Genomic DNA, 19,816 nt, shown 5'->3' with positions numbered 1-19,816 from the left:
GGAAAACTTAAGCATGCCTATATGAACTCGCCATGACACCCGACACCCCGTAGTTCCAATGTGGCAGCGGGCTCGCTTGCTCCCACCACTGATCGCGGTCCGTCTGAGGAAATGCGATTGAATGTGGGCGCGGGCTTGCTCGCGAAGGCGTCGTGTCAGGCGATACTTTTTTATCTGACACTCCGCTTTTCGCGAGCAAGCCCGCTCCCACAGGGATTGGGTGTCGTCGGTCAGGCCTTGGCGGGCTCCAGCGCCAATTCGACAGCCTCAGGCCGTTTCAGCAGCGCATACACCACTGCCGTCACCAGACTCCCCGCCACAATCGCCAGCAGATAAAGCAGCGCATGGTTGATCGCATTCGGGATCGCCAGCACAAACAAGCCACCGTGCGGCGCCATCAGCTTGCAGCCGAAGTACATCGACAGCGCGCCGGTCAGCGCGCCGCCGGCGATGGCCGCCGGGATCACCCGCAGCGGGTCTTTGGCGGCAAACGGAATGGCCCCTTCAGAGATAAAGCACAGGCCCAGCACGAAAGCCGCTTTGCCGGCTTCGCGTTCAGTCTGGGCAAACTTGCGCCGCGCAATGAACGTCGCAATGCCCAGGCCAATCGGCGGCACCATGCCGGCGGCCATGGTCGCGGCCATCGGTGCGTAACTCTGCGAGGCCAGCAGCCCGACGGAGAATGCATACGCGGCTTTATTGATCGGCCCGCCGAGGTCGACGCACATCATGCCGCCGAGCAACACGCCGAGCAGAATCGCGTTGGTGGTGCCCATGCTGTCGAGGAACTGCGTAAGCGCGGCGAGCATGCCGGCGACCGGTTTGCCGACCACGTAAATCATCACCAGACCGGTGACCAGACTGGCCAGCAACGGGATGATCAGAATCGGCTTCAGCGCTTCCAGGCTCTGCGGCAATTTCACATAGCGGGCGATGGCTTTGGCGGCGTAACCCGCGATGAAACCGGCAATGATCCCGCCGATGAATCCAGCGCCCAAGGTGCCTGCGAGCAAGCCGCCGATCATCCCCGGCGCGAGACCCGGACGGTCGGCAATCGAGTAGGCAATGTAACCGGCGAGCAGCGGCACCATCAGCTTGAACGCGGTTTCGCCGCCGATCTGCATCAGCGCCGCCGCCAGCGTACCTTCTTCCTTGTACGCGGTGATGCCGAACACGAAGGACAGCGCAATCAGCAAACCACCCGCCACCACCATCGGCAGCATGTACGAAACGCCAGTCAGCAAGTGTTTGTAGACGCCGGTTTTCTCCGACTTGGCGGGGGCCTTGGCGTCGCTTGCCGCGCTTTCCACAGCGCCTTCGGCCAGGGCTTTTTTCAGAGTCGCTTCGGATTGCTTGAGCGCAACGCCAGTGCCGCAGCGATAGATCTTCTTGCCGGCGAAACGCTCGGTGGCGACGTCGATATCCGCCGCCAGCAGCACCACGTCTGCCTCGGCGATGGCCGTGGCGCTGAGCGGGGTTTTCGCGCCGACCGAGCCTTGGGTTTCGACCTGCAATTCATAGCCCAGGCGCTTGGCAGTCTGCTGCAACGCTTCGGCGGCCATGAAGGTGTGGGCGACGCCGGTCGGGCAGGCAGTGATGGCGACGATGCGCGGCGCACGTGGCGTGTCAGCAGCCGGCTCGACTGCGCTGGCCACGTAGACTTCGGCCTCTTCAGCGCCGCGACGCAGCACCGTTTCGACATCCTGCAATGCCTGCGCCGGGGCGATCTGAAAAACCCGCTTACCGACAAAACGATGCATGTCGACCGGGCCGGTAGTCACCAGCAGAATCCACTCCGCCGCTTCAATGGTTGCCGCCGACAACTCGCGTTCCGGGTGCGCCGGATCGACCACCTCCACGCTGGTGCTCCAGCCCTGACGCTGGGCCGCGGCATCAAGCAGACGCGCGCACAAGACGCTGGTGACCATGCCGTTCGGGCAAGCCGTAACAATGGCTAACTTCATGACAAACCCTCTTATTGTTCTGTCAGGGGGCGCACGCGCACGCCCTGTTCGAGCTGCGCCAGTTGCGCGGCGTCGTTGATGCCGAAACCGATCTGGGTCACCGCCATCGCCGCAATCGCGGTGGCGGTGCGCAGGGTTTGCTCGGGCGTATCGGCGCTGAGCAGACCGTGGAGCATGCCGGCCAGCAACGAGTCACCGGCACCGACCGTACTGGCGACGCTGACCTTAGGCGGCGTGGCGTGCAGGGCCGAGCCGACACTGAACCAGTTCACGCCGTCGGCACCGTGGGAAATCACCACATGCTCGATGCCTTTCCCGTGCAGGCGTGCAGCCGCTTGCACCTCGGCAATCGACGAAACCACTTCGCAGCCGAGCGCATGGGCCAGTTCTTCGGTGTTCGGTTTGATCAGCCAAGGCCCGGCCTGCAATGCCGCACGCAACGCTTCGCCGCTGGAGTCAAGGGCGACTTTCAGGCCGAGCGCATTGAGTTTTTCGATCAGCTCACGCAGCCACTGCGCAGTGACGCCGCGCGGCAGACTGCCGGCGACCACCACCGCATCGTGCCCCGGTGCGATTTGCAGCAGACGGTCGAGCAACGCTTGCTGCGCCGTTGCATCGACCACCGGGCCGGGGCCGTTGATATCGGTGATGCGCCCGTCCTGTTCGGCGACCTTGATATTGCTGCGCGTCTCGCCCGGCACGCGGATGAACGCGTCGACGAAGCCGCGCTTGGCGAACAGGGTTTCGAACGCTTGCAGATTGTCTTCGCCGAGAAAGCCGCTGACGGTGACCTGATGGCCAAGATCCGCCAGCACCTGAGCGACGTTGACGCCTTTGCCCGCAGCGTGGGTATGCATCTCATCGCTGCGATTGACCTGACCGGCTTCCAGCTGCGGCAACTCGACGGTGAGGTCGAGCGCCGGGTTGAGGGTCAGGGTGAGAATTTTGGCCATTACAGGGCCTCCACTAATGCGCGCACTTCGTTGGCGCTGCCCACGGCCAGGGCCTGTTGAGCAAGGGTGTGCGCCTGGGTCAGGCTGAGTTCGCGGATGCGCGCCTTGACTTCGGCAATGCTGCGACCGGACACGCTGAGCTCGTCAACACCGAGGCCGACCAGCACCGGCACCGCCAGCGGATCAGCCGCCAGTTCGCCGCAGACACCGACCCATTTGCCATGCGCATGGGCGGCGCGCACGGTGATGTCGATCAGTTGCAGAACCGCCGGGTGCAAGCCGTCCGCTTGTGCAGACAGCGTCGGGTGACCACGGTCGATGGCCAGGGTGTATTGCGTAAGGTCGTTGGTGCCGACGCTGAAGAAATCGACTTCCTTGGCCAGCACTGGCGCAAGCAGTGCCGCGGACGGCACCTCGATCATGATCCCCAGTTGCAGGTCGGCGACCGGAATCTCCAGACGCAGACGCTCGGTCATGTCGCGGGCCTGGCGCCATTCTTCGACGCTGCCGACCATGGGGAACATGATCCGCAGCGGACGGTTGTCAGCCGAGCGCAGCAAGGCGCGCAGTTGCGCTTCCATGATCTGCGGACGCTGCAAGGTCAGGCGAATGCCGCGCACGCCGAGGAACGGGTTTTCTTCCTTGGCGATCGGCCAATACGGCAGCGGTTTGTCGCCACCGACATCGAGCGTGCGCACCACCAGCGGGCGCCCGGCCAGACCATCGAGCACGCGACGGTATTCGGCTTCCTGGGTCGCCTCGTCCGGCGCCTGCGGATGAGCCATGAAAATCAGTTCGGTGCGCAGCAGACCGATGCCTTCGGCGCCCTGCTCCACCGCGCTGGTCACGCCTGCGCTTTCGCCGATGTTGGCGAATACTTCAACGGCATGGCCGTCAGTGGTGTGCGCCGGTTGATGGCGTTGTTCGGCGGCAATTTTCAGGCGTTGCTCGCGGGTGTCGCGTTCTTCGGCGGCACGTTTGAGGGTCGCGGCATCGGCGTCGACATGCAGGCGCCCGCGCTGGCCGTCGAGCAGCAACGGCGTGCCCGGCTCCAGTAGCAACACCGCTGCTCCTGCGCCAACCAGCGCCGGAATGCCGAGGGCACGAGCAACGATTGCGCTGTGTGCGGTGGCACCGCCGCGCGCGGTGAGAATTCCCGCGACGCGCACCGGATCCAGACGCGCGACATCGGACGGGCCAACTTCGTCCATCACCAGAATGTACGGCTGCTCCGGCTCGTTCGCGGTTTGCACGCCACACAATTGCGCCAGCACCCGACGCCCGATATCGCGTAGATCCGCCGCACGCTCGGCAAGCAAAGCGTCTTGCAGCGCTTCCTGTTGTTTAGCGGCGGCTTCGATCACCGCCATCCACGCCGCTTCGGCGCTCTCGCCTTGCTTGAGACGAGTAGCGACTTCATCGGTGAGATCCGGGTCGTCGAGCATTTCCTGATGAGTAATGAAAATCTCGCGAATGGCCTTGGCCTTGCTGCGTTCGATCAGGCCCTGAATGTCTGTGCGCACGTCGCTCAGCGCTTGCGTGAGACGCTCACGCTCGATGGCGGCAGACTCGCCGCGCAACGGGTAATCAATGTGTTGCTGAACCTGAACGTGGGCCGGGCCGATGGCAATGCCCGGCGCTGCCGGAATCGCTTGCAGCAGGCTGCCTGATGCCGGGGCGACCAGCACCTCAGCAATATCGGCAATCACTTCACGCTGCTGACTGACCGCGGGCAGCGGCTCGACTTCTTCGCCGAGGCCTTCTTCGATGGCGGCGAGCAGTGCTGGCAAGGCATCGGCGGCGATGCCTGGCTCGGCGATCAACTCCAGCACCTGACCACGCCGGGCGCCGAGGCTGAGCAGTTTGCTCAAACTTTTGACCGACACCGCGCTGTCCTGGCTGTCGACGATGCGCACACGAATTTCGCCGTCAAAACTCTTCGCCAGTTGCGCGAGAATCTTCGCCGGACGCGCATGCAAACCGTGGGCGTTGGCCAAGGCAATGCGCGCACTTGGCCAGTCGGCCGGCAGTTCACCGCCGAGCACTTCAAGGACTTTGCGGCTGCTGGTGGCGCGACCCAATTCATGACCGCGACCTTCGATCAGCAGCGCACACAAACGCTCGAGCAACGCCTGATGCGCTTCGCCAAGGCTGGCCAGACAAAACAGACCGCTGAGCGGCTGGCCGAGGTAACGCATCGGTTTGTCCGGAGTAACGAACGCCAGGCCCGGACGTTTCACGGTCTGCTCGCTGTGCAGCCACCACAGGCCATCGCCCAGCGGCAGCGCTTCGACTTGCTGCAACACACCGGCAAAGCCGTTGCTCACACAATCGGCCTGACGCAGCAGACGCGCGCCGCGCCAGACCAATTCTTCGAAATCGTCGGCCGAGACGCCGAGACCGATCATCTGCGCGTCCAGCGCCAATTCCTGCGGCGCGCCTTGCAGCAGTTTCAGCAGCGCCTCGGGGGAGCTGGCGCGACGCAGGGCCTGGCCCAGATCGGTCTCGCCGAGGGCGCGGGTCAGCAGCTGTAGCAGGCGCAGGTGTTCGTCGGATTTTGCCGCAATGCCGATGGCCAGATAAACGATCTGGCCATCGCCCCAGTCGACGCCGTCGGGAAACTGCATCAGGCGCACGCCGGTGGCGAATACCTGATCGCGGGTTTGCGGGGTGCCGTGGGGAATGGCGATGCCTTGACCGAGAAAGGTCGAGCCCTGGGCTTCCCGGGCCTGCAGGCCGGCGAGGTAACCGTCGGCCACCAGACCGTCGGCGACCAGATGACTGGCCAGCAATTGCAGGGCAGCGGGTTTATCCACGGCCGATTGGCCCATGGATATCTGCTCTATAGTGAGCTCGAGCATGCGATCTCCTTTTTGGCGCAGTACAACGCCAGGTATTGTTTTGAATGGTTCACAGCTTAGGCGCTCTGCCGCGCTTTTCAGCGGCAGTTTTGGCGGTTTCACGGCAGAACCGGACAAAGGCGTCCAAAACGTAGAAAATACGCTTGCTGAAACGTTTAATCTAGATTGATCGGCACGTTACTCGATAATGTCTCATCCTTGAAGTCCAACTGGTCGGATCTGCCTAGGCAATAAGTCGGCTGCCCTTATCGGGTAGGATTGGCGAAAATGTCGCGGCATGCTCGAAAAACAAGGAAATACCGGGTTGAAACTCAGTGATATCGCGCGGTTGGCCGGCGTCTCCGTCACCACCGCCAGCTACGTCATCAACGGCAAGGCCGAACAGCAACGCATCAGCAGCGCGACCGTCGAGCGCGTGCGCGCGGTGGTCGATCTGCACGGCTTCACGCCTAATCCGCAAGCGGCCGGCCTGCGCAGTCGGCACACGCGCACCCTGGGGTTTATCCTGCCGGATCTGGAAAACCCCAGTTACGCGCGCATCGCCAAGTTGCTCGAACAAGGTGCGCGGGCTCGCGGCTATCAACTGTTGATTGCCAGCTCCGACGATGCGCCAGACAGCGAGCGCCAGTTGCTGCAACTGTTCCGCGCCCGTCGCTGTGATGCGCTGATCGTCGCCAGTTGCCTGCCCGCCGGTGACGACAGCTACCGCCAGTTGCAGGCCAAGGGTCTGCCGATCATCGCCATCGACCGGGTCATGGAGCCGGAGCATTTCTGCTCGGTGATCAGCGACGACCGCGAGGCCAGCCTGCACCTGACCCAGAGCCTGCTCGATCCGCAGCCAAAGCAGATCGTGCTGCTCGGCGCACGCCCGGAGCTGAGCATCAGCCAGGAACGTGCCGCCGGTTTCCGCGCAGCGCTCAACGATTTCAAAGGTGAGGTGCTGGTCGAGCACGCCGAGTCGTTCAGCCGCGAGTGCGGCAAGCAATTGATGGAAGAACTCCTGCAGCGTCTGGGGCATTTGCCCGACGCGCTGGTGACCACCTCCTACGTGCTGCTGCAGGGCGTGTTCGATGCGCTGCATGATTTCCCGCTGAAGTCGCGGCCGCTGCGCCTCGGCACTTTCGGCGACACGCAGTTGCTGGATTTCCTGCCGCTGCCGGTCAATGCCATGTCCCAGCAACACCAGTTGATCGCCGACAAGGCCCTGGAACTGGCGCTGGCCGCCGTGGAGCAGGACGACTACCAACCGGGCGTGCAAGCCATTGCGCGGACCTTCAAGCAGCGTATTCATCGGGACTGAATCGTGGAGCTGACCGACAGCCACACCCACCTCGACTTCCCCGACTTCGACGCCGATCGCGCCGAGTTGCTGGCCGAAAGCCGCGCCCTCGGCGTGCGGCGCATCGTCGTACTGGGTGTGCATCAGGGCAACTGGCAACGGGTGTGGGATCTGGTGCAAAGTGACGCCGACCTTTATGCGGCGTTCGGTTTGCACCCGGTGTTTCTCGATCAGCACCGCCCGGAGGATTTGCACGCGCTGGGTGACTGGCTGACGCGCTTGCGGGGGCATCGGCAGCTGTGTGCGGTGGGCGAGATTGGTCTGGATTATTTCATCGAAACTCTGGATCGCGAGCGACAACAGGCGTTGTTCGACGCGCAACTGCAATTGGCGGCGGACTTCGAACTGCCGGCGCTGATCCACGTGCGCCGCAGCCACGCCGCGGTGATCGCCACGCTCAAGCGCTTCAAGCTCAAACGCGCCGGCATCATCCACGCGTTCGCCGGCAGCCGCGAGGAAGCCCGGGAATACATCAAGCTCGGTTTCAAACTGGGCCTTGGCGGCGCACCGACCTGGCCGCAGGCATTGCGCATGCATCGGGTCTTGCCCGAACTGCCGCTGCAATCGGTGGTGCTGGAAACCGACTCACCGGACATGGCTCCCGCGATGTTCGCCGGCCAGCGCAACAGCCCGGCGCATTTGCCGGCGATCTGCGCGGCGTTGGCCGAATTGATGAATATCAGCCCAGAACACCTGGCCGCCGCCAGCACCGCCAACTGCTGCGAAGTCTTCGACTGGTAACACGTCAGCTCCTACATTGGAATTGTGAGAGGTTCAGACGCGGAAGGCGCTGATCAGTTGTTTCAGTTCCACGACCTGGGCAGACAACGCCCGGCTGGCATCTTCGGTCTGGTGTGCGCCCTGCGCCGTGCGCTCGCCGGCGCGGTTGATCTCGATGATGTTCTGATCGATGTCGTGGGCTACAGCGGTTTGCTGTTCGACGGCGGCGGCAATCTGCTGGTTCTGGTCGACGATCATGCCCACCGCGCCAAGAATGTTTTCCAGCGCTTGCTGGACCTTCTCCGACTGGTCCACCGTGCCATTGGCCATCTGATGGCTGACGCCCATCGCCCTCACCGCCGCGCCGACGCCGCCATGCAGCTTGGCAATCATCTGCTCGATCTCTTCGGTCGACTGCTGGGTGCGTTTGGCCAACGTGCGTACTTCATCGGCCACCACCGCAAACCCGCGCCCCTGCTCGCCGGCCCGGGCCGCTTCAATGGCGGCGTTGAGCGCCAGCAGATTGGTCTGTTCGGCGATGCTCTTGATCACCTCAAGCACACGGCTGATCGACTGGCTGTCGCTTGCCAGTTGATTGATCACCAGCACCGACTGATCGATTTCGCTGGCGAGCGCGGCGATGCTGCCCTGCTGCGATTCCACCAGACCGCGCCCGCTCAGTGTTTCGTCGTTGACGCTGTGGGCGCTGCTCACCGCTGCCGCAGCGCTGCGGGCAACTTCCATTGAAGTCGCCGACATCTGGTTCATTGCCGTTGCCACTTGTTCGATCTGCGTACGTTGCCCGGCGACCGCCTGATTGCTCTGCGCCGACACGTTTTCAACCTGACAGGCCTGGCGCTCGACCTCGCCGACGGTGTGGCCTACGCGTTCGATCAAGTCGTGGATCTTCTTCACCGTGCCGTTGAACACCTCGCCCAACTCGCCCAGTTCATCGCGGCTGCTGGCCTTGAAGTTGACGGTCATGTCACCGGCCGCGACCTTGTCCATCATCGCGCCCAGGCTTTTCAGGGTGGTGCGGGTCGAGGCGTAGAAACCGCCGTAGAGATAAAAGATCAGCACGAACACCACCGACAGCGCAGAGGCTTGCAGAATCATGTGCGTGCGGTTTTGCGCCAGGCGTTGCTGCAACTGGCTGTCGAGAAATTTCAGCGTGGCCTGATTGAGCTGGTAGGTGTTTTCCATCAGCCCGGTGACCTGATCGTAAAACGCCTGCCACGGCGCATCGAGGGTGTCGGCCATCACCACGTGTTCTTCAAACAGCTCGCTCGCCTGCTTGAGCGAGGCCTTGCTGCTGTCGGCCTGAGCACTGAGCGATTCGCGCGCGGCGTGGCTGGAGCCGAGGGCGTCTTGCAGTTTCAGGGCGTACTCGGCCTGGAGTTTTTCGATCTGCACCAGCAACTCGTCAAAACGCGTGCTGGAGGAACTGTTGAGAAAACCCTGACCCAACGAATACGAACCCATCGCCCGGCCTTCGCCGAGCGTCTGCGTCACACTCGGGGTGATCAGCGTCACTAGCTCACTGAGCTGACGAATATCGCTCTGATTATCGCGACTGAGGCCTGCCTGACTGGTGATGATCTGGCTGAAAATCTGCGCACTGGCCAGCAACTTGCCGATCAACGCGCTTTTGCTTTGCAGCGAGCTTTCCGCTTGCTGGGCCTTGAACGCGGCGATCATTTCATCGCGCTTGGCCTCGAACTGCTTGATCTGCTCGGGATCCTCGGTCATCGCTGCCAGCCCTTCGAGGCGCGTGAGCACGGCCTGCTCCAGCGTCTGGATCTGCGCTTCGACGTTGCCGGCCTTGCCGGACTGGCCGAGAGTGACGTCGATCTGCACCAGATTGTTCAGGGTTTCCAGATCCCGGCGCAGGGTCAAGCTGCTACCTAACAGGTCGAGGCTCTGCAGCTCAACGCGGGTGCCCTGAAATTCGCGGTAGGAGTCGCGCACCAGATAGAAATTGGTCACCAGCATCGGCACCAGGAACAGCACGCTGATCAGGCTGAACTTCATGCCGAAGCTCAGACGGTTCATCAGCGAGACGGCGGGATAGAGCAAGCTCTTCACTGGAAGTCTCCCTTGGTTTTTCTTGTTTTTATTGGCAGGCGCGAGGCGACAGCAGATAGCCACTATCGGGCGCTGTCTCTGTATAGCGCAAATCGGCGGGAGGTTTTGTAACTTAAGGTTAACAACGAAAAGATCGCAGCCTGTGTAGGAGCTGTCGAAGGCTGCGATCTTTTGATCTTCTCTAATTAGTGAACCAGAACAGTCCACAAGGCAAACCCGGCATACCACAGCACCGCCGCGCGCAGCAGCAGTTCCCACAGGCAGTCGAGGGTATTGATGCCGTCCGGACCGACTGCTGGCGGCGGGATTTCCCCAGCTGCCAGGCCGACCTTGTTGATCAACTGCGCAGCGCTGATGTTCCAGTTGAGCAGCTCGTGCAGCATCACTCGGCTGACCGCGACGAAGTTGCCGACCAACGCAAGACTCGCCGCCAGCAAACGCACCGGTACCCAATCGAAGGCATGACGCAGTTGTGCCGCGCGCTCGACCAGCGCCGGATTGCTTCCATGCTCTTCGGCCAGCGCCAGCAAGCGATAAGCCAATGCCGCCACAGGACCGAGGAGGAAATACCAGAAGATCACTGCGAAGAAACTCTGATAGGCCTGCCACAACAGATGACCTTGCACCCGCTCAAGCAATTGCTCGCCGCTGTCGGCGCAGATGTTCAGATCGCGCTTGGCCACGTGCGCCGCCGCTTGCAGATCCTCACGGCGCCAGGCATCGCGAAACGGCCCGAGGCCGCCCAGCAAGTCGCCACGGCCCAGGCTGTAAATCACCACCAGCAAATGCACCGGCAGCGCCAGCAAACCGTAAGCCACCGGTTCCAGCACCAGCAACAACAGCGCCAGTAACGCCACCGGGAACAGCACCAGAATCGTCAGCACCAGCCAGGGTTGCCTGGCCAGCCGTTCGCTGCTTTCGAGTTTGTGCAGCTCGCGGATCCATCCGCCGTCGCGTTGAAGCCGATGGCGCAGGGCCGAAAACTTCTCGATCCACAGCGCCAGCAGTAACACCAGAAAACTCATTGTCCTTCCTCTTTTGCCAGGGCGGCGCGGTAGCGTGCCCAGTCGAATGCCGGTCCCGGATCGGTCTTGCGCCCCGGAGCGATATAGCTGTGGCCGCAGATACGCTGATCGGTGATCGCCGGAAAACGTTGCTGCAACTGCCGGGTCAGCGCCGTCAGCGCGCGATATTGTTCGTCGGTGAACGGCAGATCATCGGTGCCTTCCAGCTCGATGCCCACGGAAAAATCGTTACAGGTTTCGCGGCCTTCGAACATCGAGATGCCGGCATGCCACGCTCGCGCAAGACAGGAGACAAACTGGGTGACCTTGCCGTCACGTTCGATCAGAAAATGCGCGGAGACGCGCAGGTCAGCGATGCCTGCAAAGTACGGGTGTTCGGTGACATCCAGACGATTCTGGAAAAACTCCTGAACCTTGCCCGTGGCGAATTGCGCCGGCGGCAGGCTGATGTTGTGAATGACCAACAGGGACACTTCGCCCGCCGGGCGCTCATTGAAGTTGGGCGACGGGCAGATCTGCACGCCATGACACCACCCGCTCGCGGGATCCAACTGCATACCGATTCCTTCAACGCCGACCATGTGGGCGCCCAGTATGCCGCGATCCGCCCCCGGCGCGCGATCACTTGCCGCGATTGAGTCGCCGCAGGTCGCCCAGCACCGATTCCAGTGCACGGTCGAACAACAAGGTGTCGTCAAGCGCACGCACGCCGCCACGACTGAACGCCAGCGCCAGATCGGTGCGGCTGCGCTCCAGCACTTTCATGCCCGTGCGGTCGACAAAAACGTATTTGCCGGTCTCATCGATGATCGCCGCGAGTTTGCAACGCAAGGTCTGTTCGTCATCATCGTCGAACACCACCCAACTGCCCACACGCAACTGCTCGACCTGAGACAAACCGGCATCGTCTTGCGCCCGGCGCGGCGCAGGCATGGCTGCAGCTTGATCGGCGCTGAGCTGCAAGACCTGCGGCGTGACTTCGATCAGCGGCGTGGCGCTGTGATCGGCTTCATCGGAGCGCTCCAGCACGCGCACGTGCAGCGCCTCCAGTGCACTGAAGAATTCGCTGGTGGCAAACGGGTCGAACGCGGTGCTGCTCAGGCCATCGCGCAGCGATTTCAGCAAACCCGGTACCAGAGCCAACAGGCGCAGGCTGGATTCGCCATCGTCGTGGCGCTGCACGCTCCAGATCAACTGTTCCATCGTCTGCACGTCGGCGTGCCATTCGGCGGACTGATCGCCATGCTTGAGGCAGGTCAGCAGCAACACCTTACTCCAGGCCTGCCGGACGAAGCTGACCACGGTCGCCGGCAGCACTTTGCCCAGCAATGCCTGCTGCAGCGCCTGCGCGACGCGCCGCTGAGCCAGCTCGGCTTTCGCTCGGCCCTCCTCGGCATCACGCAAGCGTTGCTCAAGCAGTTCGGTGCGGCGGCGCTCTTCCTGAGTAAAGGCAAGGAAATCCGCGAGCAGCTCGGAGAAGATCGCCGGGTCGTCGACAAATTCGCTCAGCAAGCGCTGCACCACTTGTTCGATGCGCACGTAGAGGCTATCGCGCTCTGCGCCGTCGCAGTCGCTCCAGCCCATCGCGGCCTCGGCGATTTCGTTGAGCAGGCGCCGCGCCGGATGGGTGCTACGGCTGAAGAAGCTTTTATCCAGCACGGCGACTTTGAGCATCGGAATCTGCAATCGGGCGATCAGCGCCTTGAGCGCGTCGGGCAGATTGCGATCCTCGAGGATGCAATCGAAAACCATGGCGATCAGGTTGATCACATCTTCGTCGGCGGTCGCGACAACGCGGGATCGGCCGCTTCTGACGCTGACCCGGGTCAGCAGCTGCTCGAGCTGATGGCGCAGATCGAAATCTTCCTGAGCCTCCAGCGCCGGTACGTATTGCTGCAAGTGCGACAACAAACGCAGCAGGTCGCGGGTGTTGATCGGATGCGCCGGGGCGCCGGGCTCCAGTGTCGGTGTGACGCGGCCACGCACATGGGCGAGCAATTGCTGCAACGCCGCGAACACTTCCTCTACGGCTTCGTCCGCTGCTGGCGGTGCATCGAGATCATCAATGAATGTGTCGCTATCGGCAGGCTCGACCACGCGACGAGCCATGGCAGGTTTCAGATGCGGCAGCACGCCGGTGGCGAGCAACAACTGATTGGCCTCTGCATACAGTTGCTCGGTGTCGGCCAGCACATAGCGCTCGAACAACTTGAGCAGGATCAGCTTGACCTTGATCTCGACGCCAAGGTTACGCCCGGCCTGCAGGAAATATTCGCAAAGCATCACCGGGCTCAGCGGATTGTGCTGATCGTCCAGACGCTTGCCGAGCATTGAACTGAACCGCGCGGTCAGTTGATCAAGGGCAAAGCCGTCACGCTTGAGCACACGGCTGACCATGGTCTGAACGGCCACGGTGCGCTCCATGGCATCGGTACGCGGGGTGGATTCTTCGACCACCAGCGTGCGTGGCAAGGTAATGGCGGCTGGGTCGTATTGAGTAAGGCCGGCAAAAGCTTCGAAAAACAGCTCGAGAAAGACGCGCTCGATGTTCTTGCGCTTGAGGCGCAGGTCGCGCATGGCTTCGAAAAAGATGTTCTGGTCGACATCATTGCGCGCCCGGTCGGCCATTTCGAACAGCGTGTCATCCGCGTTATCGAACAACTCCTGCAGATCGTGGCGCAGCTGCTGCGCAGCCTTGTCGCGGACCTGCAACAGAATCACCGGCAAGCGGGCAAGCGGCGAGTGGTCCGCCAGATCGGCAGTCGCCCGGTGCAAAGGCACCACTTTCCCGTCGTTGCGCATCCAAGCCTCCTGGAACGGTGATTCGGTTCGTCGCTTTGACACTGCCCCAGCGGAGTCGTTCGTCAAAGCCATGACGTCAAATACAAGGCGGATTATCTTGCAAAAGATGTCTGCGATCTATAGGCCTCAGGGTTTCCCCTACACGCCATGAACCGGGCGCCGGCTCAGGAAAATCGACCAGATGCAGTCAGGCACTCGCGTTCTCGCCTTGGGTTGGCTTGCGCCCTGCCCCTATAATCGAACCACTTTGTTTGTGGAGTCCGTTATGCCGAATCTACGTCTCGCCGATCTGACCGCCGAAATCGAAAACAACGTGCGTCGTGCGTTGCTCGAAGACGTCGGCAGCGGCGACATCACCGCGCAACTGATCCCGGCCGAACGCCTGGCCAAAGCCACCATCATCACCCGTGACGACGCGGTCATCTGCGGCACCGCGTGGGTCGATGCGGTGTTTCGCCAGCTCGATCCGCGCGTGGCGGTGCATTGGCAAGTGGTCGACGGCCAGCGGGTCAAAGCCAATCAGCCACTGTTCCATCTGGAAGGCCCGGCTCGCTCACTGTTGACGGGTGAACGCAGCGCATTGAATTTCCTGCAGTTGCTGTCCGGTGTGGCAACACGCGCGCAGTACCTGGCGGATTTCGTCGGCGAGACTCAGGTCAGATTACTCGACACTCGCAAAACTCTGCCCGGCCTGCGTCTGGCGCAGAAATACGCAGTGACCTGCGGCGGCTGTCACAACCATCGCATCGGTCTGTACGACGCCTTCCTGATCAAGGAAAACCACATCGCCGCCAGCGGTGGCATTACCGAAGCCGTGGCCGCCGCCCACAAGATCGCCCCGGGCAAACCGGTGGAGATCGAAGTGGAAAGTCTTGAAGAGTTGCAGCAAGCGCTGGAAGCCGGCGCCGATATCATCATGCTCGACGAACTGAGCCTGGATGACATGCGCGAAGCAGTACGTCTGACCGCCGGCAAAGCGAAACTCGAAGCCAGCGGCGGCATCAACGAAAGCACGCTGCTGCCGATCGCCGAAACGGGCGTGGATTACATCTCGATTGGCGCGATGACCAAGGATGTCAAAGCGGTGGATCTGTCGATGCGACTGAGCCTCTGAGCATTCGCGCAATAGAAAACGCCAGCCTGTTGAGGCTGGCGTTTTTGTTCAGACCACCAGATTGTTCATCTCGCAATACTCATCCCACTCGACACCCAGTACCTCAGCCGCTTCCTTATGCAGTACGAGGCGCTGCGCTTCGAACTCCTCCGGCGTGCTGGTGTATTTGAGGGTCAGCTCCCACGGCTGCAGGCCCTGCGCTTCGGCTTCGTCTTCGAAGGCCCACTGGATCTGGTCTTTCTGATCATCGGGACTCAGGTCCTTGATCTCTTCCTTCAGGTCCGGCACATCCAGAAGGTATTTTTCCAGCGCTTGTTCGTGGCGTTGCTCTTGGGTCAATTCAGTCATGGGGTTCTCGCTGATCTTAAGAATGGAGGATGGATCTGGATCATCAAGGATCTCTCTGACGCGGACAGGCCGGCCTTCGGAACCATTCGGGATCATCTGAAAACTGCTAAGCGATGCTCATGCAGGCACCGAATATAGGACGTTTGCATGACGAATTACACGGCTCTTTACATCTCTCGCACAAAAAGCTGACCTGCGGAACATGCGTCGACGTGGCGCGCCGGGAATCTGGTGCCCGAGACAGGAATCGAACCTGCGACCTTCGCGTTACGAGTGCGCTGCTCTACCGGCTGAGCTACACGGGCGGTGGGCTAAACCTAGCACCGGTTTTCACAAAAGCAAAGATCGCAGCCTGCGGCAGCTCCCACATGATCGGGTTATCACAGCGCTTTGCAGGAGCTGCCGCAGGCTGCGATCTTTGGATCTTTATTCAAGGCAAAAAAATGCCCCCGCCGTTTGCACGGCGGGGGCATCTTCATTGCGCTAAAGCCTTGGGCTGATTAAACGCCCGAAGCCTTGGCAGCTGCCACGTCTTTGATGGACAGCTTGATACGGCCGCGGTTGTCCACGTCCAGTACCAGCACTTCCACTTCCTGGCCTTCCTTCAGGATGTCGGTCACTTTCTCTACACGAGCGTCGCTCAGCATCGAGATATGCACCAGACCGTCCTTGCCCGGCAGGATGTTGACGAATGCGCCGAAGTCGACAATGCGCTCAACCTTGCCGACGTAGATCTTGCCGATCTCGGCTTCTGCCGTGATGCTCAGAACGCGCTGACGGGCAGCTTCCGCAGCATCCTTGGTTTCGCCGAAGATCTTGATCGAACCGTCGTCTTCGATGTCGATCGAAGCCTTGGTTTCTTCGCAGATCGCACGGATGGTCGCGCCACCTTTACCGATGACGTCACGGATCTTGTCGGTGTCGATCTTCATCGCGATCATGGTCGGAGCGTTGGCCGACAGTTCGGTACGCGACTGGCCAATGATCTGGTTCATCTGACCGAGGATGTTCAGGCGCGCTTCAAGGGCCTGGCCCAGAGCGATTTCCATGATCTCTTCGGTGATGCCCTTGATCTTGATGTCCATCTGCAGTGCGGTAACGCCTTTGGCGGTACCGGCAACCTTGAAGTCCATGTCGCCCAGGTGATCTTCGTCACCGAGGATGTCGGTCAGGACGGCGAATTTCTCGCCTTCCTTAACCAGACCCATGGCGATACCGGCAACCGGTGCCTTCATCGGTACACCGGCGTCCATCAGGGCCAGGGAAGCGCCGCACACGGAAGCCATCGAGCTCGAACCGTTGGATTCGGTGATTTCCGACACCACGCGGATGGTGTACGGGAACACGTCAGCGGCTGGCAGCATGGCCGAAACCGAACGACGGGCCAGACGGCCGTGACCGATTTCGCGACGACCCGCGCCACCCATGCGACCACACTCGCCCACCGAGAACGGCGGGAAGTTGTAGTGCAGCATGAACGGGTCTTTCTTTTCGCCTTCCAGGGTGTCCAGCAGTTGTGCGTCACGGGCGGTGCCCAGTGTTGCAACAACCAGTGCCTGGGTTTCACCACGGGTGAACAGTGCCGAACCGTGGGTCTTCGGCAGTACGCCGACTTCGATGTTCAGCGGACGTACGGTGCGGGTGTCGCGGCCGTCGATACGTGGCTTGCCGTTGACGATGTTTTCGCGAACGGTGCGGTATTCGATTTCGCCGAAAGCAGCTTTGACTTCAGCAGCCGAAGGCTGGCCTTCTTCACCGGACAGCTTGGCAACCACCTGGTCACGCAACTCGCCCAGACGCGCGTAGCGGTCGGCCTTGATGGTGATGGTGTAAGCCTGGGAGATCGCCTCGCCGAACTCGGCACGGATAGCGCCCAGCAGTTCAGTGGCTTCTGGAGCCGGAGCCCAGTTCCAGGTTGGCTTGGCAGCTTCAGCGGCCAGTTCTTTAACAGCGTTGATCACAACCTGAAATTCGTCGTGAGCGAACAGTACCGCGCCCAGCATCTGGTCTTCGGTCAGCTCTTTGGCTTCCGACTCAACCATCAGCACGGCGTCGGAAGTACCGGCAACAACCATGTCCAGGCTCGAAGCGGCTTGCTGTTCGTAAGTCGGATTCAACAGGTAGCCGGTGCTTTCGTGGAAAGCCACACGAGCGGCGCCGATCGGGCCGTCGAACGGAATGCCGGAAATGGCCAGGGCAGCCGAGGTACCGATCATCGCAGCGATGTCCGGATCGGTCTTCTTGCTGGTGGAAACGACGGTGCAGACAACCTGCACTTCGTTCATGAAGCCTTCAGGAAACAGCGGACGGATCGGACGGTCGATCAGTCGGGAAGTCAGGGTTTCTTTCTCGGAAGGACGGCCTTCACGCTTGAAGAAACCGCCAGGGATCTTACCGGCAGCGTAAGTCTTTTCCTGGTAGTGCACGGACAGAGGGAAGAAGCCCTTGCCCGGATCGGCTTGCTTTGCACCGACAACAGTCACCAACACGCTGACATCGTCGTCAACGGTGACCAATACTGCGCCGGAGGCCTGACGGGCGATACGGCCTGTCTCGAGGGTAACGGTCGATTGACCGAACTGGAATTTTTTGATTACCGGGTTCACGGTGTCCTACCTTCTTTGTGGCTCTTGGGGGAAACGGTTTCTTGCGAATTCTTGGGCAATTTCGGGAATCGGCCCGATGGCAATTGTCCGGGTGCTACGGGTAAAGCCATGCTGCAGATAAAACTTGAGGCTGGGAGCCTGCAAGGCGCCAGCGGAAAACCGCTGACGCCCGACAGACCACCAACCTCATAGCGCAATCGCTGATTAGCGACGCAGACCCAGGCGAGCGATCAGCGCGGCGTACCGGCTTACGTCCTTGCCTTTCAGGTAGTCCAGCAGCTTGCGACGCTGGTTAACCATGCGGATCAGACCACGACGGGAGTGGTGATCTTTACCGTTGGCCTTGAAGTGACCTTGCAGTTTGTTGATGTTGGCGGTCAGCAGTGCAACTTGCACTTCTGGCGAACCAGTGTCACCAACAGCTTGCTGGTAGTCAGCAACGATTTGAGCTTTTTCTTGAACGTCGAGAGCCATGAGGCAATCCTTCCTTATCAGGAAACTGTTTCAGGGAAACAGCTTCAACAGGCCAGGGACAAATCCCTGTATCTATAAATGAGTAGTGACCATGCCTGTTAACAGCCACACTCGCCGGCCCGCTTGCGCAGACCGGTTCCGGTCATTCTGACCGAATCAAGCGACGCGGCGCGATGCGCCCGTCTTCGCTCACTTCACCGATACCGATGAAGCGACCATTGTGATCCTGAACCCGCACCATGCCGAACTTCGGTGCATCCGGGGCACGTACCGGCTGGCCGTTGAGCCAGTAGAACGCGCTCGCTTCCGAGAAGTGCAGCAGCGGCCAATCCTGCAGGCCACTGTCCGAGGGCATCAGAAAGCGATCAACCGCTTCGTTGCCACCTTCGGCATGTACCGCTTCCAGCTCTTCGAGGGTCACCGTCTGCGCGAGAGTGAAAGGCCCGGCCTGGGTCCGACGCAATTCTGCGACGTACGCACCACAACCGAGTTGCTCACCGATATCCTCCACCAGGGTACGAATATAGGTGCCCTTGCTGCAGTCCACCGCAAGCCGCGCAGTATCGCCTTCGAAGGCCAGCAATTCCAAGCGCGCAATAGTAACAGAACGCGGTTCGCGCTCCACTACTTCGCCTGCACGTGCCAGTTTGTACAGCGGCTGGCCATCACGCTTGAGAGCCGAGTACATCGGTGGTATCTGACTGATTTGCCCACGAAAATTGGGCAAAACCGCTTCAACGTCGACGCGACCAACGGTCACCGGGCGCTCCTGCAAAACTTCACCCTCGGCATCGGCCGTGGTGGTGGTTTTGCCCAGTTGCGCCAGGGTTTCATAGCCTTTGTCGGAATCAAGCAGATACTGCGAGAACTTGGTCGCCTCGCCGAAGCACAGCGGCAACACGCCGGTGGCTAACGGGTCGAGGCTGCCGGTGTGCCCGGCCTTCTCGGCATTGAGCAGCCAGCGCACCTTCTGCAACGCGGCGTTGGAAGTGAACCCCAACGGCTTATCGAGCAGGATGATGCCGCTGACGTTACGACGGATACGTTTGACCTGAGCCACCGAATTACTCCTTGGTGTCTTCAGGTGCAGGAGCGGCAGCGTGCTGATTGTCTTCAGCGACGGCGCGCTCGATCAGCGCCGACAGGTGCGCGCCACGCACGACGGATTCGTCGTAGTGGAAGTGCAATTGCGGCACGCTGCGCAGCTTCATCTCACGGGCCAGTTGCATGCGCAGGAAGCCTGCGGCGGCATTGAGCACCTTGATGCTTTGCGCGATGTCTTCAGCGTTGTCCTGCCCCATCACGGTGATGAAAATCTTCGCGTGACCGACGTCACGGGACACTTCCACAGCGGTGATGGTGACCAGGCCGACGCGCGGATCTTTGACTTCGCGACGGATCAGTTGCGCCAGCTCGCGCTGCATCTGATCGCCGATACGTTGGGTACGGCTGTATTCTTTTGCCATGATTTGTTACCTGTTACTGCCCAGCGGTGAAACCCGCAAGGTCTGAAAGCGGCAAACGC

15 protein-coding genes and 1 tRNA gene are annotated in these 19,816 nt (G+C 61.2%); 3 read left to right on the top strand and 13 right to left on the bottom strand.

Features of this window, described 5'->3' with window-relative positions; translation table 11 throughout:
• Positions 1 to 230: 230 nt before the first annotated feature.
• From ACP7D9_RS18820 to ptsP, 3 genes are read right to left on the bottom strand one after another with little or no spacing between them, the layout of a single operon-like run.
• On the bottom strand, positions 231 to 1,964 hold the full coding sequence (locus tag ACP7D9_RS18820; protein ID WP_426159072.1) for a PTS fructose-like transporter subunit IIB: 1,734 nt from the start codon (positions 1,962 to 1,964) through the stop codon (positions 231 to 233).
• A gap of 11 nt (positions 1,965 to 1,975) precedes the next feature.
• The gene (pfkB, locus tag ACP7D9_RS18815; RefSeq protein WP_426159070.1) at positions 1,976 to 2,917 is read right to left on the bottom strand and encodes a 1-phosphofructokinase; all 942 of its coding nucleotides are present in this window, start codon (positions 2,915 to 2,917) and stop codon (positions 1,976 to 1,978) included.
• On the bottom strand, positions 2,917 to 5,778 hold the full coding sequence (gene ptsP, locus ACP7D9_RS18810; protein WP_426159068.1) for a phosphoenolpyruvate--protein phosphotransferase: 2,862 nt from the start codon (positions 5,776 to 5,778) through the stop codon (positions 2,917 to 2,919). The genes pfkB and ptsP overlap by 1 nt, the downstream gene beginning before the upstream one ends.
• A gap of 304 nt (positions 5,779 to 6,082) precedes the next feature.
• Between ptsP and cra the strand changes: the two genes are divergently transcribed.
• Both cra and ACP7D9_RS18800 read left to right on the top strand, forming a co-directional pair.
• Positions 6,083 to 7,078: a catabolite repressor/activator gene (cra, locus tag ACP7D9_RS18805; RefSeq protein WP_101158039.1), complete on the top strand. Its 996-nt coding sequence runs from the start codon at positions 6,083 to 6,085 to the stop codon at positions 7,076 to 7,078.
• 3 nt (positions 7,079 to 7,081) lie between these two features.
• Positions 7,082 to 7,858 (top strand): TatD family hydrolase, encoded by a 777-nt coding sequence (locus ACP7D9_RS18800; RefSeq protein WP_426159065.1) that lies wholly within the window; start codon positions 7,082 to 7,084, stop codon positions 7,856 to 7,858.
• A 33-nt stretch (positions 7,859 to 7,891) separates the two neighbouring features.
• Here ACP7D9_RS18800 and ACP7D9_RS18795 read toward each other — a convergent pair whose 3' ends face one another.
• The 4 genes from ACP7D9_RS18795 to ACP7D9_RS18780 form a co-directional block, all read right to left on the bottom strand.
• A complete protein-coding gene (locus tag ACP7D9_RS18795) occupies positions 7,892 to 9,922 on the bottom strand; it encodes a methyl-accepting chemotaxis protein (protein WP_426159062.1) in 2,031 nt (676 codons plus the stop codon).
• A 185-nt stretch (positions 9,923 to 10,107) separates the two neighbouring features.
• Entirely contained in the window at positions 10,108 to 10,947 is an 840-nt protein-coding gene (gene ampE / locus ACP7D9_RS18790; RefSeq protein ID WP_426159060.1) for a regulatory signaling modulator protein AmpE, read from the bottom strand.
• The gene (gene ampD / locus ACP7D9_RS18785; protein ID WP_426159058.1) at positions 10,944 to 11,504 is read right to left on the bottom strand and encodes a 1,6-anhydro-N-acetylmuramyl-L-alanine amidase AmpD; all 561 of its coding nucleotides are present in this window, start codon (positions 11,502 to 11,504) and stop codon (positions 10,944 to 10,946) included. Before ampD ends, ampE begins: the two co-directional genes overlap by 4 nt.
• Before the next feature lie 64 nt (positions 11,505 to 11,568).
• Positions 11,569 to 13,749 (bottom strand): DUF1631 domain-containing protein, encoded by a 2,181-nt coding sequence (locus ACP7D9_RS18780; RefSeq protein ID WP_426159056.1) that lies wholly within the window; start codon positions 13,747 to 13,749, stop codon positions 11,569 to 11,571.
• A gap of 265 nt (positions 13,750 to 14,014) precedes the next feature.
• Between ACP7D9_RS18780 and nadC the strand changes: the two genes are divergently transcribed.
• Positions 14,015 to 14,863: a carboxylating nicotinate-nucleotide diphosphorylase gene (nadC, locus tag ACP7D9_RS18775; RefSeq protein ID WP_397479998.1), complete on the top strand. Its 849-nt coding sequence runs from the start codon at positions 14,015 to 14,017 to the stop codon at positions 14,861 to 14,863.
• Between the two features lie 48 nt (positions 14,864 to 14,911).
• Here the strand turns inward: nadC and ACP7D9_RS18770 are convergent, their stop codons facing one another.
• The 6 genes from ACP7D9_RS18770 to rbfA all read right to left on the bottom strand — a co-directional run bounded on the left by ACP7D9_RS18770 (position 14,912) and on the right by rbfA (position 19,757).
• Positions 14,912 to 15,211, bottom strand: a complete 300-nt coding sequence (locus ACP7D9_RS18770) for a DUF6388 family protein (protein ID WP_042608866.1) — start codon at positions 15,209 to 15,211, stop codon at positions 14,912 to 14,914.
• A gap of 229 nt (positions 15,212 to 15,440) precedes the next feature.
• Positions 15,441 to 15,516: transfer RNA gene (locus tag ACP7D9_RS18765), tRNA-Thr, on the bottom strand.
• Between the two features lie 195 nt (positions 15,517 to 15,711).
• Complete coding sequence (pnp, locus tag ACP7D9_RS18760) at positions 15,712 to 17,817, bottom strand: polyribonucleotide nucleotidyltransferase (protein WP_101158062.1); 2,106 nt, start codon at positions 17,815 to 17,817, stop codon at positions 15,712 to 15,714.
• A gap of 204 nt (positions 17,818 to 18,021) precedes the next feature.
• Positions 18,022 to 18,291 carry a 30S ribosomal protein S15 gene (rpsO, locus tag ACP7D9_RS18755; RefSeq protein ID WP_016771751.1) on the bottom strand — a complete coding sequence of 90 codons (270 nt, stop codon included), beginning with the start codon at positions 18,289 to 18,291 and terminating at the stop codon, positions 18,022 to 18,024.
• Between the two features lie 142 nt (positions 18,292 to 18,433).
• Complete coding sequence (gene truB, locus ACP7D9_RS18750) at positions 18,434 to 19,351, bottom strand: tRNA pseudouridine(55) synthase TruB (RefSeq protein ID WP_101158066.1); 918 nt, start codon at positions 19,349 to 19,351, stop codon at positions 18,434 to 18,436.
• Between the two features lie 4 nt (positions 19,352 to 19,355).
• Positions 19,356 to 19,757, bottom strand: a complete 402-nt coding sequence (rbfA, locus tag ACP7D9_RS18745; RefSeq protein WP_101158068.1) for a 30S ribosome-binding factor RbfA — start codon at positions 19,755 to 19,757, stop codon at positions 19,356 to 19,358.
• Positions 19,758 to 19,816: the final 59 nt, after the last annotated feature.

This window comes from Pseudomonas sp. TSRC2-2 (assembly GCF_049897785.1).
GTDB lineage: Bacteria > Pseudomonadota > Gammaproteobacteria > Pseudomonadales > Pseudomonadaceae > Aquipseudomonas.
This window is presented reverse-complemented; position numbering and strand designations above follow the sequence as displayed.

Coding starts and splice junctions, on each gene's coding strand:
- ACP7D9_RS18820 (WP_426159072.1), bottom strand. CDS start 1,964: ATGAAGTTAGCCATTGTTACGGCTTGCCCGAACGGCATGGTCACCAGC.
- pfkB (WP_426159070.1), bottom strand. CDS start 2,917: ATGGCCAAAATTCTCACCCTGACCCTCAACCCGGCGCTCGACCTCACC.
- ptsP (WP_426159068.1), bottom strand. CDS start 5,778: ATGCTCGAGCTCACTATAGAGCAGATATCCATGGGCCAATCGGCCGTG.
- ampE (WP_426159060.1), bottom strand. CDS start 10,947: ATGAGTTTTCTGGTGTTACTGCTGGCGCTGTGGATCGAGAAGTTTTCG.
- ampD (WP_426159058.1), bottom strand. CDS start 11,504: ATGCAGTTGGATCCCGCGAGCGGGTGGTGTCATGGCGTGCAGATCTGC.
- ACP7D9_RS18780 (WP_426159056.1), bottom strand. CDS start 13,749: ATGCGCAACGACGGGAAAGTGGTGCCTTTGCACCGGGCGACTGCCGAT.
- nadC (WP_397479998.1), top strand. CDS start 14,015: ATGCCGAATCTACGTCTCGCCGATCTGACCGCCGAAATCGAAAACAAC.
- ACP7D9_RS18770 (WP_042608866.1), bottom strand. CDS start 15,211: ATGACTGAATTGACCCAAGAGCAACGCCACGAACAAGCGCTGGAAAAA.
- rpsO (WP_016771751.1), bottom strand. CDS start 18,291: ATGGCTCTCGACGTTCAAGAAAAAGCTCAAATCGTTGCTGACTACCAG.
- rbfA (WP_101158068.1), bottom strand. CDS start 19,757: ATGGCAAAAGAATACAGCCGTACCCAACGTATCGGCGATCAGATGCAG.